The organism is Amaricoccus tamworthensis, from assembly GCF_049800875.1.
Lineage (GTDB): Bacteria > Pseudomonadota > Alphaproteobacteria > Rhodobacterales > Rhodobacteraceae > Amaricoccus > Amaricoccus tamworthensis.
Map to the genome: position 1 here is coordinate 150,033 of NZ_JBNAFV010000007.1, position 14,579 is coordinate 164,611.

At 59.2% G+C, this 14,579-nt stretch carries 15 protein-coding genes; 10 read left to right on the forward strand and 5 right to left on the reverse strand.

Annotated features, from left to right (window positions below):
- Positions 1 to 65: 65 nt before the first annotated feature.
- Both ACP15P_RS13345 and ACP15P_RS13350 read left to right on the forward strand, forming a co-directional pair.
- Positions 66 to 899, forward strand: coding sequence for a sulfatase-like hydrolase/transferase (locus tag ACP15P_RS13345; RefSeq protein WP_424928964.1), 834 nt, complete (start codon positions 66 to 68; stop codon positions 897 to 899).
- A 6-nt stretch (positions 900 to 905) separates the two neighbouring features.
- Positions 906 to 1,445, forward strand: a complete 540-nt coding sequence (locus ACP15P_RS13350; RefSeq protein WP_424928965.1) for a hypothetical protein — start codon at positions 906 to 908, stop codon at positions 1,443 to 1,445.
- A 272-nt stretch (positions 1,446 to 1,717) separates the two neighbouring features.
- On the opposite strand, the gene ACP15P_RS13355 is transcribed toward ACP15P_RS13350, so the two are convergent.
- Both ACP15P_RS13355 and ACP15P_RS13360 read right to left on the reverse strand, forming a co-directional pair.
- Positions 1,718 to 2,401, reverse strand: a complete 684-nt coding sequence (locus ACP15P_RS13355; protein WP_424928966.1) for a fumarylacetoacetate hydrolase family protein — start codon at positions 2,399 to 2,401, stop codon at positions 1,718 to 1,720.
- A gap of 157 nt (positions 2,402 to 2,558) precedes the next feature.
- Entirely contained in the window at positions 2,559 to 3,272 is a 714-nt protein-coding gene (locus ACP15P_RS13360; RefSeq protein WP_424928967.1) for a FadR/GntR family transcriptional regulator, read from the reverse strand.
- Positions 3,273 to 3,410: 138 nt separating this feature from the next.
- Here ACP15P_RS13360 and ACP15P_RS13365 point away from each other — a divergent pair, with 138 nt between their 5' ends.
- The 5 genes from ACP15P_RS13365 to ACP15P_RS13385 are packed head-to-tail and all read left to right on the forward strand — an operon-like array spanning position 3,411 to position 8,122.
- Entirely contained in the window at positions 3,411 to 4,298 is an 888-nt protein-coding gene (locus ACP15P_RS13365; protein WP_424928968.1) for a fumarylacetoacetate hydrolase family protein, read from the forward strand.
- Between the two features lie 60 nt (positions 4,299 to 4,358).
- Positions 4,359 to 5,387, forward strand: coding sequence for an ABC transporter substrate-binding protein (locus ACP15P_RS13370; RefSeq protein WP_424928969.1), 1,029 nt, complete (start codon positions 4,359 to 4,361; stop codon positions 5,385 to 5,387).
- Entirely contained in the window at positions 5,384 to 6,193 is an 810-nt protein-coding gene (locus ACP15P_RS13375) for an ABC transporter ATP-binding protein (protein ID WP_424928970.1), read from the forward strand. The genes ACP15P_RS13370 and ACP15P_RS13375 overlap by 4 nt, the downstream gene beginning before the upstream one ends.
- Positions 6,190 to 7,056 (forward strand): ABC transporter permease, encoded by an 867-nt coding sequence (locus tag ACP15P_RS13380; protein WP_424928971.1) that lies wholly within the window; start codon positions 6,190 to 6,192, stop codon positions 7,054 to 7,056. Before ACP15P_RS13375 ends, ACP15P_RS13380 begins: the two co-directional genes overlap by 4 nt.
- Entirely contained in the window at positions 7,049 to 8,122 is a 1,074-nt protein-coding gene (locus tag ACP15P_RS13385) for an Ldh family oxidoreductase (protein ID WP_424928972.1), read from the forward strand. The genes ACP15P_RS13380 and ACP15P_RS13385 overlap by 8 nt, the downstream gene beginning before the upstream one ends.
- A gap of 18 nt (positions 8,123 to 8,140) precedes the next feature.
- On the opposite strand, the gene ACP15P_RS13390 is transcribed toward ACP15P_RS13385, so the two are convergent.
- Both ACP15P_RS13390 and ACP15P_RS13395 read right to left on the reverse strand, forming a co-directional pair.
- Entirely contained in the window at positions 8,141 to 8,818 is a 678-nt protein-coding gene (locus ACP15P_RS13390) for a GntR family transcriptional regulator (protein WP_424928973.1), read from the reverse strand.
- A 1-nt stretch (position 8,819) separates the two neighbouring features.
- On the reverse strand, positions 8,820 to 11,699 hold the full coding sequence (locus ACP15P_RS13395) for an FAD-binding and (Fe-S)-binding domain-containing protein (RefSeq protein WP_424928974.1): 2,880 nt from the start codon (positions 11,697 to 11,699) through the stop codon (positions 8,820 to 8,822).
- Between the two features lie 185 nt (positions 11,700 to 11,884).
- Between ACP15P_RS13395 and ACP15P_RS13400 the strand changes: the two genes are divergently transcribed.
- Complete coding sequence (locus ACP15P_RS13400) at positions 11,885 to 13,006, forward strand: pyridoxal-phosphate-dependent aminotransferase family protein (protein ID WP_424928975.1); 1,122 nt, start codon at positions 11,885 to 11,887, stop codon at positions 13,004 to 13,006.
- Positions 13,007 to 13,091: 85 nt separating this feature from the next.
- Here the strand turns inward: ACP15P_RS13400 and ACP15P_RS13405 are convergent, their stop codons facing one another.
- Positions 13,092 to 13,454, reverse strand: coding sequence for a rhodanese-like domain-containing protein (locus ACP15P_RS13405; RefSeq protein ID WP_424928976.1), 363 nt, complete (start codon positions 13,452 to 13,454; stop codon positions 13,092 to 13,094).
- Positions 13,455 to 13,656: 202 nt separating this feature from the next.
- Here ACP15P_RS13405 and ACP15P_RS13410 point away from each other — a divergent pair, with 202 nt between their 5' ends.
- Both ACP15P_RS13410 and ACP15P_RS13415 read left to right on the forward strand, forming a co-directional pair.
- Positions 13,657 to 14,001 carry a DUF4437 domain-containing protein gene (locus tag ACP15P_RS13410; protein ID WP_424928977.1) on the forward strand — a complete coding sequence of 115 codons (345 nt, stop codon included), beginning with the start codon at positions 13,657 to 13,659 and terminating at the stop codon, positions 13,999 to 14,001.
- Positions 14,002 to 14,304: 303 nt separating this feature from the next.
- Positions 14,305 to 14,579: helix-turn-helix domain-containing protein (locus ACP15P_RS13415; RefSeq protein ID WP_424928978.1), on the forward strand; the 275-nt coding region annotated here is incomplete at its 3' end.

Consider the following 14,579-nt stretch of genomic DNA (forward strand, 5'->3'; position numbering starts at 1 on the left):
TCTGGCTTGCCTCACCAGATCTGAGGCATCGAACACGACACAGAGGTGATTTCCAACTCCGCCTGATGGAGGTCTTTGCCGGTTATACCGAACACGCTGATACCCAGGCGGGACGCCTGTTGAACGCTCTCGACGATATGGGCGTACGGGAAAATACCCTGATCTTCTACATTTGGGGGGACAACGGCTCCAGCGCAGAGGGGCAGAACGGAACCATCAGCGAACTCCTTGCTCAGAACGGTATCAGAACCGAAATCAAGGACCACATTAAGGTTATGAACGAACTTGGCGGACTGGACGTGCTTGGCTCTCCAAAGGCCGATAACATGTACCACGCCGCATGGGCATGGGCGGGATCCACACCGTATCGCTCAACAAAACTCGTTGCGGCCCATTTCGGCGGTACACGGACGCCACTGGTCGTTTCATGGCCAAAACAGATCGACCCCGACGACACCCCTCGTCCCCAATTTCATCATGTCAACGACATCGTTCCCACGATTTACGACGTTTTGGACATCACCCCGCCGGAAACCGTTGACGGGATCACGCAAGACCCGTTGGATGGTGTCAGCCTCGCATATTCATTTGGCGACGCGGATGCAAAGGGCCAGAAACCGCACCAGTATTTTGAGGTTATGGGTAGCCGTGCATATTACGAGTACGAATGGATCGCATCGGTTTTCGGCCCCCGCACACCCTGGACGCCCGGCATCAGCCCGTCCATCTTCAAATGGACACCCGACGGTGACACATGGGAACTCCATGACCTGAGCACCGACCATTCGCAGGTGCACAATCTGGCGGAGGGGAACACGGATATGGTTACGGCACTAAAAGAAGCATTCCGCGAAACCGCGAAAGACAACAAGGTGTTCCCGATTGGCGGAGGTCTGTAGTCGCTTGTGTTCCATCCCGAAGATGCGCCATCGAATCCGGCGACCGAGTTCACCTACACACAGGAGGTAATCGGGGTCCCTGAATTCACCGCACCCAAAGTCGGAGCAAGAAGCAACCTCGTGAAGATTGAGGCTGAACTTTCCGACGACTCGGAGGGTGTACTCTATGCACTGGGCGCATTCTCCGGCGGCCTCGCGTTGTGGGTCGATGAGGGCAAACTGACCTACGAATACAACCTCTTTGAAATAGAACGTACCCGCATAGAAACCACAGATCCGCTGCCCACCGGAAAGGTCACAATTGAGGTCGATACAACGGTGGCCAATGATGCAAGACCACCAGCCCTCGACGTGGCAATACGCGTCAATGGTACGCAGATGGCCGAAGGAACAGTGCCACGGTCTGCTCAGCTTACATTTACTGCGAACGACGCTTTTGATGTCGGCAGGGACAGCTACTCCCCGGTTTCCGAAGCCTACTACGACCGTAAACCTTTTGCTTTCAACGGTGAAATCAGCCAGTTGAAGGTCACGTACAAGCAATAGGACGGCACCAGTCTCGGGCGACATCACGGTTTGTCGCCCGGACGATCCTGGCCTAATTTGAAAAATGACTTTTTTGTCGTTCTGCCCCTCGATCTGAGAAGCTTGGATCCGGGATCATTTTCGTCTTTTTTGCTGTTGATGCGGCGACAAAGTCGCTCTTTGACCTAATGGGATGAGCTGCCGATCGGGCAGAGGCCTATAGGCGGAGCTTACCTTCAGGCAGCTTCCGGGGCGCCAGATCAATAGCGCACCGGAACGGAATTCTCAGCGAATCAAATGACCGTTACAGTCAGCGATCCGACGCCCTCAATGGTCGCTTCCATCACATCGCCCTTGACGATCGCGTTCACCCCCGATGGGGTGCCAGCCATGATCACGTCACCTGCAGCCAGTTCGAAATAGTTCGAGAGATACGAGATCATTTCCGGCACCTTCCAGATCATCTGGTTGAGATCGCCATCCTGACGCAGATCTCCGTTGACAAGCAGCGAGATACGCCCCTGATCCGGATGCCCAACTTCGGCTACCGGTAGCAAGGGACCGACCGGGCCGGACCGTTCGAAGGCTTTTCCGATCTCCCACGGACGGCCCATTTTCTTCATCTCGCCCTGTAGATCGCGCCGCGTCATGTCCAGCGACACGCCGTAGCCCCATACGTGGTCCAGCGCGGTCTCCAACGGGATGTTGGTACCGCCTGATTTCAGGCCGACCAGCAGTTCCACCTCGTGATGCACATCGGATGAATGTGGCGGATAGGGAAACTCGCCCGACGCGTCCAAATTGTTGGGGTTCTTCTGGAAAAAGAACGGCGGTTCCCGGTCTGGATCGTGCCCCATTTCAACGGCATGCGCCGCGAAATTGCGGCCAATGCAGTACACCCGTCTGACGGGGAAGGTTCCACCGTCCTGGGTTGGTATTGCATGCACCTGTGGCGCGGGAATGACATGATCGGACATCGCTTTCCTCCTGAGCGTTTCATTCTAAAGGGTCTGTTCCGGGAGAGCTTCGTGCCCCTCAGGGTTTCCCTCACGGCCCGACCAATCCGGCGCAGCCGTCACCAATGTAATCACGAAAGTCGCCAGGCTTTTGCAAGGTTTCAGGATGACGGGAGCCTCAACCATTTTCTAAATTGGTCGAACCCTGTGACCCGAACGCAGGGATTTCGCACTCTGGCATAATGGGTGAATAAACCGACGCAAGGTGCACATGCATCGCGTTCGCGGCCAACTCCGCGTCACCGGCCCCGATGGCGGCAACAATCACATCGTGCTCGTAAAAACTGCTGTAGTTTTCCGACGGTTTGCGCGTGACCCGTGGCTGTCCCCAAAGTATCATACGCCGCACCGCGTTTAGTGTTTCAAAGAAGTAGAGAAAAAGCTGGTTGCGCGTCGCACGGGCGATTGCGTGGTGAAGGTTATTATCCCAGGCCTCATAGGAACGCCAATCGTCCGCTTCACGGCATCTCTGTGCACAAAGCCGCATTTGTTCGCGATCTGAGCGTGTTGCATGCGCCGCTGCAAGACGGCACAGCTGCGGTTCAATGGTGAACCTCACGGCCACCACCTGTTCGGGTTTGATCTGATCCCCCAAATAGGTCACGTCCTGCAGGTTCAGCACGGGGCGCGGGCCGACGAAGGTGCCCCGCCCAACATGCCGCCAGATGCGCCCCTGAGCCTCAAGCTCGGCCAGTGCCTTGCGCAACTGGTTTCGAGTCGTGCCAAGGGACCTGCACAACTCGCGCTCCGGCGGCACCCGGTCACTGTGACGGTATCCCGCCGTGTCAATCAAATCCCGCAGCCTTTGTGTCAGGTCGTCAATTGAGGTCATGTTCCGCCCAATTCGATGATTGGTTGATTGATTGAAACCATAGGACCGCGAAATATGAATGGAAAGGGAGAGGTGCCAGTGAGTCGCGCAATAAACAGAGCGACATGACGTGGCACCAGTACGAAGGAGGATTGCCGAGTGCGATTGGCAACCATTTCAGTGGATGGAGACCCCATCTGCGTTGCGTATCTGTCAAACGGAAACATGCTGAACCTGTCCGAAGTCGCCAGGTCCATGCAGGCATTGATCGAGGGTGGAAAGCCCACTCTCGACGCGGCACGCAAACTCGTGGCCGAGGCCGGTGAAGGAAAACACCAGGACAAGGTGATCCAGCGGGAAGCGCCGCTTATGGCGCCAATCCCGCGGCCGTCAAAAAACATCTTTTGTATCGGGCGCAACTATGCCGAGCACATCGCTGAAGGTGACCGGGCCCAAAACCAGAATGTCGGGGTGACCGAGCATCCCGTGGTCTTTACCAAACCGCGGACCGCGGTCGTCCCGCCGGAAGGCGACGTTCTGATCTTTCCCGAAGTCTCGACATGCATCGACTATGAGGTCGAGTTGACCGTGGTTATCGGCAAACCGGGCCGCAACATTTCCAAAGCGGACGCGATGGATCACATCTTCGGATACACCATCGTCAACGATATTTCCGCAAGGGACATCCAGCGCCGCCACGGGGGGCAGTACTTTAAGGGAAAGGGACTCGACGGTTCCTGCCCGATCGGCCCGGTGATCGTCACTGCTGACGAAATTGACGATCCGCATACCCTGTCCATCGGTCTCACGGTCAATGGCGAACAGCGTCAGGACGGGAACACGAAGGACATGATCTTCGACATACCAACACTGATCGCATCCGTGTCCGAGGGTCTTACGCTCGAACCCGGAGACATGATCGCCACCGGCACACCATCGGGCGTCGGCTACGCCATGGATCCACCGCAGTATCTAAGGGACGGAGATACCCTGGAATGCTCCGTGGAGGGAATCGGAACGCTCAGAAACTCCGTGCGCTCCGTATAAAAGACCCTGCGCCGCCGAAACGCTGCGAAACGGGTCGTCAAAATTGGGAGGACAACCATCATGATCAATAGAAGAACACTCACGGCCACACTGTTTGCCGCTCTTCCGGCCGCAGGCCTGATGGCGACATCTGCACTGGCACAGGACCTGCGCGAAATCACCTTCGTGCAGCCAAGCCCGTCGGCCATCAATTCGTTCCCGGTTTTTGTCGCAATCGGTGAAGGCTTCTTTGAGGAAGAGGGCCTGAATGTAACGGTCGAAGCCATCAATGGCTCGGGAGCGGTTCTGCAGGCGCTCTCCGCAGGTCAGGCCCACTTCGGCCGTCCAGGCCCCGGTCCCCTGATCGCAGCCCGCACGCGCGGTGTGGACGCGGTTCACATCTACAACGTCGCCGCGCGCAGCAACTTTGGTATCGCGGTGCAGGAGGACAGCGAAATCCAAAACATCGAGGAACTTTCCGGCAAGGTGATCGGAACCGGAACGGCTGACGGAGCGGAAGTGGGCTTTGCCCGCAATGTCATGTCAGGCGCGGGCATGTCTGCGGGAGAAGATTACGAATTCCTCACGGTCGGTGACGGTGGCCCGGCAACTGCAGCCTTCCTGAATGGTGAGATCGACGCCTATTCCTCATCGACCGCGGACACCGCGATCCTCAACCAGCGCGGCATGGCCGTTCGCGATATCACGCCGGCTGAATTTGCCCGCTTCTTCGGTAATGGTATCGCGACGATGGCCGATACTATCGCAAATGACCGCGAGTTGGTGGAAGCGTGGAGCCGTGCATTTGCCAAAGGCCACGCCTTTGCCCTGGACGATGCAAACCGGGAGGCGGTCCTGTCCCACCTCGCGGAGGGCAACCCCCAGGAAGGCGAGGACAAGGAGTTCCAGTCCGCTCTCTTTGACGCGGTCCGCTCCAAGACAATCCCGACCGACGAGGCCCCTCATCTGGGCTGGTACCCGGCCGAAGTCTGGGAAGAATGGCAGGAAGCCCTCATTGCGGGAGGCGAGATCTCCGGGCCTCTCGACGATTTGAGCGCGGCTTGGACGAACGAATTCGCTGAAATCGGTAGCGCGGCGGCGGGCAGATGAACACGGCCGTTGCACACGACTACTCCGGCGCGCCTCTTGGCGCGCCGGTCTACGAGTTGACGGAGGTCAGCAAGACCTACGCGCGCAATCATGTGATCGCGCTTGAAAACGTGAGCCTCACCCTGCGTAAAGGTAGCTTTACCTCGGTTATCGGGTCCAGCGGCTGCGGCAAATCCACTCTGCTCAAAATCATGGCTGGGCTGATCCCGCCGACCACCGGCCGGGTGATGTTGCAAAACAGAGCCGTGACGGGGCCCCGCCGGGACATTGGCATGATGTTCCAGCAGGCGACGCTTTTCCCCTGGAAAACCGCCGTTGAGAACATCGTACTCCCCATCGAAATCCGCGATGGCAAGGCTGCGGCCAACAAGGCGTTGGACAAGGCGACCGAACTTCTCGACATCGTTGGGCTGAAGGGCTTTGAAAACGTCTATCCAAATGAACTTTCGGGTGGAATGGCGCAGCGCGCTTCGATCTGCCGGATGCTGATCACCGAACCCGCGGTTCTGCTGCTGGACGAGCCGTTCAGCGCGCTCGATGAGCTGTCACGCGACATGATGAACATGGAACTTCAGAGGATCTGTCGCGAACAGGAAGCAACCGCCTTCCTTGTTACCCACTCCATTCAGGAAGCCGTGATCCTCTCCGACGAGATAGTCGTGATGAAACCACGCCCCGGACGGATCGCGGAAGTCGTGACGGTCGACCTGCCGCGGCCACGGACACTCGACATGATGACCACGCCGAAATTCGGTGAAATCGTCGACCGGATCCGGGGCATGCTGGACAAGGGAGAAGACATGTGACTGACTATGTGACAAACGCGCCCGCCGACGACGAAACCGTCCAGGATACTGTCTGGACGCAGGAGGTCGCCTTTATCGACTCGGTCCCGCGCTGGATTGCAATGACTTTTGTCTTTGTGGTGTTCATCGGGACCTGGCAACTGGTGACAAGTCTGGGCCTCGTCTCGCCGATCATCCTGCCCACACCGATGGAAACCCTGAAAGACATGATCTTTGTCGGGGCAAACCTTCTGACAGGCGATTACATGCTCGTGTCGCTTTGGATCACGATTCAGGAAGTGATCATTGGGTTTGCGCTGGCCATCGCCATTGGCTTCTCGTTGGGTGTACTCGTGGGAGAGACCGCGTTCGGAGAGAAAGCGGTGATGCCATACCTTGTGGCCATTGATACCATGCCCAAAGTAGCCTTCGCACCACTCTTCGTGGCGTGGTTGGGCTTCGGCATTGAATCCAAGGTTGCACTGGCCGCATTTATCGCGACCTTCCCCATCGTGGTGGGCACGGCGGCAGGACTGCACGCGGCGGATGAAAATGCACGGATGCTATTCAAGACCATGGGTGCCAGCCGGATGCAGACGCTCATCAAGATGAAGCTGCCCACCGGCCTTCCACAGATATTCACCGGTCTTAAGATTGGCGCAGTGGGTGTGATGGCAGGTGCGATCACAGGCGAATTCCTCGGTGGGGGTAAAGGGTTTGGTGAATTGATCCGCGTTGCCGCATCGCAATTGAATACGCCACGCGTGTTTTCGCTGATCCTGTATCTCAGCCTGGTTGGGCTTGCTCTGTACGTAATCGTGCAGTGGACACAACGGCGGGTTGTTTTCTGGCAGAAAGAAACCGTGGGGTCCTACGATGGCTGACGGTTCTCCCATCGAGACCGAAGACCTGATCGACTTCGTCGCCCGCGCGCTCATGGCGCGCGGGGTGCCAAAAGCTGACGCGACCAGTGTCGCAGGCTTGATGGTCGAGGCTGACATCTTCGGTTACAGCACCCACGGTGTCTTCCGTCTTCGTCAATACCTTGCGCGACTGGCCGGTGGCGGGTGCAATCCGACACCAAAAATCTCCGTGGTGCAGGAAACCGTGGCAACCGCAGTCGTCGACGGTGACCACGGGCTGGGCCATCTCGCAATGGCAGCCGCCCGCGATCTGGCAATCGAAAAGGCGCGGAATACCGGTATTGGCTGGGTCGGCGTGCGGGGCGGCAACCACGCCGGGCCCCTGGCGCTTTACGTACGACCACAGGCTGAGGCGGGACTGCTTGGCATGGCGGCTGCGGTGGGCAGCGCAAACCACGTGCCACCCTATGGCGGCTCGGACCTTCTGATCGGCACGAATCCGATCGCTTTTTCGGCTCCCGCCACAGGGCCGGATCCCTTCGTGTTCGACATGGCCACCACGGTGGCCGCCATGGGCAAGATCAAGACGCTTCTTCAGCGGGGTGAACCGATGCCCGAGGGCTGGATGGTCGGGCGCGATGGCAAGCCCCTGACCGATCCGGCGCGCAAATCCGAAGGCTTCCTTCTGCCAATTGGCGGGCCAAAAGGGTTTGGCCTGTCGGTCGCCATTGGCCTGATGGCAGGCGTTCTGAACGGTGCAGCGTTTGGCTCGGACGTGGTCGATTTCACGAAGGACACAACATCACCCACAAACACGGGGCAGTTCGTCGTAGCGATTGACCCCGCCGCCTTTGGCATCGGGGATGGTTTCGCCGAGGAGGCCGCGCGCGTGTTCTCGGAAATGCGCGCCTCCACACCCCTGCCCGGCCACGATCCGGTGCGTCTGCCTGGTGACGGCAAGACCGCGCTCGCAGCAAGCCGCCGCGAAAACGGTCTGACGCTCAACGCCGCTTTGCGCAGGGACCTAAACGCCCTCGCTGGCGACTGCGACATATCGCCACCCTTTCCAAACGACCCGGCGGCCTGAGCCGCCGGAGACCCGGACTCAGCCGTCTTCGCCTGGGCAGGCATCAAGCGCCTTGAGATAAGCCGCGCACTTGTTCATCATGTGCCGCTTCATCAACTGGCCAAGTCCCTTACCGTCGCGCCTGCGCAGGCAGTCCATAATCGCTCCGTGCTCCTCGACCGCCTGCGTCCAGCGATCTTCGGACAGGTTGACGAGAAACCGGGCGCGGCGCACCCTTGCGTCAAGAAGCCTGTGATGGGTTGCGAGCTGGGTATTTCCTGAAGCGCGAATTACTTCCAGATGAATGTCCTGATTGGCCTGAAAATACTTCTCCCGGTCGCGTTGAGCATAGGCTGACATCATGGCGGCATGAAGCTCCTCAATCCGGGCAACGGTCTGGTCGTCGATATTCCGACCGGCTTGCTCACCGGCCAGTTGTTCGAGCACTGCGATCAGGGCAAAACTGTCTTCGAGCTCCTTGCGGGTCACCCGCGCGACACGGGCACCCCGGTTCGCCTCCAAAACGACGAAACCTTCGAAGGCCAACACCTTGAGCGCCTCACGCAAAGGCGTGCGCGACACGCCGAATGTTTCGCAGAGGTGTTTTTCCGGGACCTTTTCTCCCGGCTTCAATCCGTCCTGAACGATCAGGTCTCGCAACCGCTCAACCAGTTCCTCGTGCAGGGTTGAGCGCTGAATCGGGCCAGCAAGGGTCATGTCAAACTCCCGGTTGCAACAGTTGATCCAGTAAACGGGCCACGTGAATGGCCTGACGGGTGGTCCCATCCGCTATCTGATGGCGACAGGACGTGCCGTCAGCGACAAAAATGGCGTCATCGGGTGTCGCCGCGAGTGCCGGAAACAGATCAAGGCCCGCCATCTTCAACGATATGTCGTAGGTTTCCTTACCATAGCCGAAAGCGCCGGCCATTCCGCAACAGCCGCTGTCGATCAGCGATACCTGCGCGTCCGGAATACGCCGCAGCAGCGCTATCACCGGGGAAACGGCGTCCTGGGCCTTTTGGTGACAATGGCCATGAACATGGATCGGAGCCACCGCGGGCTTCAGCGGCAGATCAACGTCCCGGACAAGGAATTCCTCAATTGTCAGGGTCGCCGCCGCCAGCGCCTCAGCCTCCGGTCCCGGGCACATGGCGGGGAATTCATCCCGGAAGGTCAGGATCGAAGACGGCTCAAGCCCAACCACGGGCACGCCCTGTCGCACGGCAATACGCGTCGCGGCAATCACCCGCCGAGCCTCGGCCCGTGCCTCATCCACGCATCCGACCGACAGCAGGGTGCGCCCGCAGTCCAGCGATCTTCCCGAGCCATCCCGAGCGATCGCGACACGCAGGCCGGCAGTGCGTAGAACGCGAACAGCGGCCCTCAGATTTTCGGGCTCGAAGTAGCGGTTGAATACATCCGCAAACAGCAAAGCATCGGGATCGGCATCCTGCGCCTCATCGTCGCGAAAGGGGTTTGACGACCAGATCGGAATGTCCCGCTTACTTGAGATGCCGGTCAGCCCTTCCGTCCACTTTCGCAGCGGGCGGATTCTGTTGCGCAGATTAATCAGCCACGCGACACGCGCTGCATACGGGGCGTAGCGTGGCAGGTAAGCAACCAGCTTTTCGCCAAAGGCAAGTCCGCGCTCCCTGCGCCGCGCGGCCAGCACCTCGATTTTCATCCGCGCCATGTCCACGCCGGTCGGACACTCCCGCCGACACGCCTTGCAGGACACACAGTATTTCAGGGTTTCGGCCATCTCATCCGAGGCAAGTCCACCCGGCAACCGCCCACTGATCGCAAAGCGCAGCGTGTTTGCCCGGCCTCGGGTCACATCCCGTTCGTTGCGGGTAGCCCGGAACGAAGGGCACATCACCCCAGCCTTCAGTTTCCGGCAGGCCCCGTTGTTGTTGCACATCTCCACTGCGCCCTGAAAACCGCCCCCCGAGCCTGGCCAGGCCGACCAGTCCAGTGCCGTTTCGAACTCAGGCACCGCATAATCCGGACTGTACCGAAACAGGCGCCGGTCATCCATCGCCGGCGCATTGACGATCTTGCCAGGGTTCATCAACCCGTCCGGGTCAAAGAGCGCTTTCACTTCCTCGAATGCCTTGACGATGCGCGGCCCGAACATTTTTTCGTGGAACTCGGAGCGCACGATCCCATCGCCATGTTCACCCGAATGGGAACCTTTGTAGCGTTTGACAAGATCGAACGCTTCCTCGGCAATCGCACGCATCTTCCGAACATCACTGTCCTGCCGCAGGTTCAAAACCGGGCGCACGTGAAGGCAACCAACGGAAGCGTGGGCATACCAGGTGCCCCTCGTTCCATGCCGCGCAAAGATATCGGTGAGGCCCTCGGTATAATCCGCCAAATCGGGAAGCGCGACGGCGCAATCCTCAACAAACGAGATCGGTTTGCCAGCCTCTTTCATCGACATCATGATGTTGAGCCCGGCCTTGCGATACTCTCCGATAGCCACCTGCAGCCCCATATCCACTACGGGCACGACACCGCCCCAGCGTGCGTCGGTTCCATTGAACGAAAATCCCAAATCCCCCATCAGTTCCGTGAGAGCCGCCAGTTTGCCCGTGTTAGCCGCCGCGTCGCCCTCGGCAAATTCCACCAGCAGCAAAGCAGCGGGATCGCCCTCGACAAACGCATTGATCGTTTTGCGGAATAGCGGGATTTCCCTCCCCAGCCCGATCATTGTGTCATCGATCAACTCCACGGCCAGCGGGCCAAGTTTGACGAGATACTGCGCGGCGTCCATCGCACTCCGGAACGTCGGGAAGTGACATACACCCGTGACCTTTTCTCCAGGTAATGGCGCGAGGCTCAACTCCAGTTCCGTAAAATAGGCCAGTGTGCCTTCCGACCCCACCAGCAGATGTGCCATGTTCACGTCATTGCCGGTCAAGGCATCGATATTGTAGCCTCCTACGCGCCGAAGCAGATCGGGGAAGCGGGCCTTGATCTCGGATGCCTCCCGCTGACCCAAAGCGCGCAGGTGGGTCACCAGATCGGCATACGGTCCAGGCGCCGGGCCGGTTCCGTTGAAACGCGCCGTGGTTCCATCAGGCAGGATCGCCGAAATCGCTCTTACATTGTCCCGCATGACCCCGTAGCGCAGGGACTTTCCCCCTGAAGAGTTGTTCGCGGCCATACCTCCCAGCGTGCAGCGCGACGCCGTCGACGGATCGACGGGAAACCACAAACCATGTGGCTTCAGCGCCCGGTTAAGCTCGTCAAGCACCAAGCCTGGTTCCACCCAGGCTCGCATCGTTTCCGTATCAATTTCAAGGATCCGGTTCAGGTGGCGGGAATTGTCGAGCACGACGGCATGATTCACGGTCTGACCGCATTGCGAAGTACCGCCACCACGCGGCAGCACCGGCACGCCCTCTTCCCGGGCCACTACCATCGTAGCCTCGATGTCCTGCACCGTACGGGGAACGACCACAGCCTTCGGCACCATCTGATAGATCGATGCATCAGTTGCATATCGGGCCCGGGAGGCTTCGTCGGCCATAACATCACCAGAGATGGCAGCGGATACACGTCTGACAAGACGGTGTTCTGCCTGCATCTGTCTCACCTCTTTCGTTCCTTTCTCACCGGGCCTGTCTGCCCGGTTCTTTGCTATTGACTGAATTATGAATTCATAATTACGTTTACGCAATACCATAGCGTGAACCGCAATCGAAACAGGAAAGAGACACTTCAATGCGCCAACCCGGACGACATTTTCTGCAAATCCCGGGCCCCAGCGCGGTGCCCGATCGCATACTCAGGGCCATCGGCCAACAGACCATCGACCACCGCGGTCCAGATTTCGCAGCAGTTGGCCAGCGCGCGCTCGATGGCATGAAGTCGATTTTCAGGACACGGCAGAACGTGTTCATCTTTCCCTCCTCCGGCACGGGCGCCTGGGAAGCCGCTCTTGTGAATACCCATTCCCCGGGCGACAGGATCCTGATGTTCGAAACCGGTCACTTCGCTTTCATGTGGGGCAAACTGGCCCGCAGGATCGGGCTGAACCCGGAGATCATCGAAGGTGATTGGCGCGGCGGCGCCGATCCCGATCAGATCGAAGACCGGTTGCGGGCGGACAGGGCACACGGGATCAGGGCTGTCTGCGTCGTACACAACGAGACGTCGACCGGGTCGGTGTCTCCCATCTCTGAAATCCGCAAAGCGATGGACGCCGCCGGGCACCCTGCCCTGCTTATGGTCGATACAATTTCGGGTCTTGCATCCATTGACTTTCAATTTGACGACTGGGGCGTCGACGTTGCGGTCTCCGGATCGCAGAAAGGGCTGATGCTGCCGCCAGGGCTCAGCTTCAATGCGGTCAGCGACAGGGCCATGGAAACGGCGAAGCAAGCGTCCCTGCCGCGCAGTTATTGGGATTGGCATGACATGGCCGGGCCAAACAAGACCGGATACTTTCCCTACACTCCCGCGACCAACCTTCTCTATGGCCTGAACGAAGCCATCGACATGCTGCACGAGGAAGGATTGGACGCGGTATTTGACCGTCACGCGCGCAATGGCGCAGCGGCACGCGCCGCTGTCCGGGCATGGGGGCTCGAGGTGCTCTGCAATCGGCAAGGTCAGGAATCCGGCGTCTTGACAGCAGTCCTGATGCCCGAGGGCCACTCGGCAGACGCGTTCCGCGCCAAGACGCTGGAGCTCTATGACATGTCCTTGGGCAACGGGCTGTCGAAAGTCGCGGACAGGGTCTTCCGCATTGGCCATCTGGGAGATTTTAACGACCTCATGCTAATGGCAACGCTGTCCGGCGTCGAAATGGGCCTCGCAAACTCCGGGGTCCCTCACACACCGGGAGGTGCGCAGGCAGCCATGGATATCCTGAAAGCGAACGCTGCATAGCTGGATTTGTGCTTAAACTGTGTGGCCGAGCCGCAAAAAATCGGCTTTAGGCGGCCCGATGCCGGCTCGGCCACACGTCCCACGTTCACGAATCCGCATTCATTGCCGTGGGCGCGCCCGTGGCCATGTCGGTTCCAGTATACGCCAGACCGGCCTGCTTCCATGCGCCAAAGCCGCCCTCCATATGCGCGAGTGGCGAGAGCCCGGCCTCGATGGCTATTTCTCCCATCTTGGCGGACCGGACGCCCGAACCGCAGTGTAACACGACACGCTTTCCGTCCTGCGTAGGCAGCGCCTCCGGCCGAAAGAACGCCATTGGCATCAGCAGAGCCCCTTTAATATGCTCCATCATGTATTCTGGCGGCGTGCGCACATCGATCAAAACGATCTCCTGCGCGTCGAGCGCCGTCTTTACGCGTTCTGGCGTCCAGTTTTCGAGTTTTGTCATTATAGGTACCTGTTTTTTGATGTCATAAAGTAACCCTTTCCATCAGCCCCCGGTTCCTGCAGCCGGATACCGCCGCCAACGGACCCGATGGCGAACGCACAACGATTTTCCTTGAAATCCTGTCCGGGCCCTACCTTGTACAGCCAATCGACGCCCGCTTCGACGGTGGCGAGCTTCCAATCAATATCGATGCAGAAACATCGTGTGGCTGGATGCCGGGGCCGCGCAGTGGATCCAGGGCGATGGCGACGCCGAGATGGCGTTTCTCTGGGGCAGCCTGAAGGGCACCGACAAAAACGGCACCTTTCTGAGACTACCCGCAGGCTACACCGGGTCGCTCAGCACCCAAGCCCCGCTGATGCGCGCCGTGACGATCCAGGGTACGACTGGTGTCACCATGTCCGGTGAATCCGAAGGGCAGACCCTCAACCCCGGCAGCTATTTCGGCTCCCACGGCGAGGCATTCCACACCGTCTCCTGTACATCCGATGACGCCTGCATCCTCTACATGCACACCGAAGGCCAATACACCCTATCGACCGGCTGACCGGCCCCGGAGCGGCAAACGCCCTCGCGGAACCCCGCGAGGGCAGCACACCCGCCACCACCGCCATAACGATGCACGGCAGACGGGACTGGGAGCTGGGTCACGATTATCAAACCGGGCACCACACCTCCGCCGTCAGCCCGTGCGCTGCGCGTCGACGGTAAGTGCGGCGAGGCGGTAGAACCCATGTGTGAAACGGCATGCAATTTTGACCCTCATATTGGGGTAATCGGCGTCCAAAAGTGACCCCCCTTATAAATCTGTTCAGAAGCTTCCTCAAAAGCATGGGGGAGCAGTCAGGGGATGTTGGTTGTGGAGACGATCGCGAAGATCAGGCGTGCGCATTTTATCGAAGGCAAGTCGATCAAGCAGATTTGCCGTGAACTGCGGTTATCCCGCAATACGGTGCGTAGAGTCATCCGATCCGGTGCGACCGAGTTCAGTTATGACCGCACGACGCAGCCCCGCCCAAAGATTGATCCCTGGCGTTCTGAGTTGGACGGGATGCTGGCCGAGAACGTCCGGCGGCCGAAGCGGGAACGCCTGACGCTCATCCGGATCTATGAGGAACTGCGTAA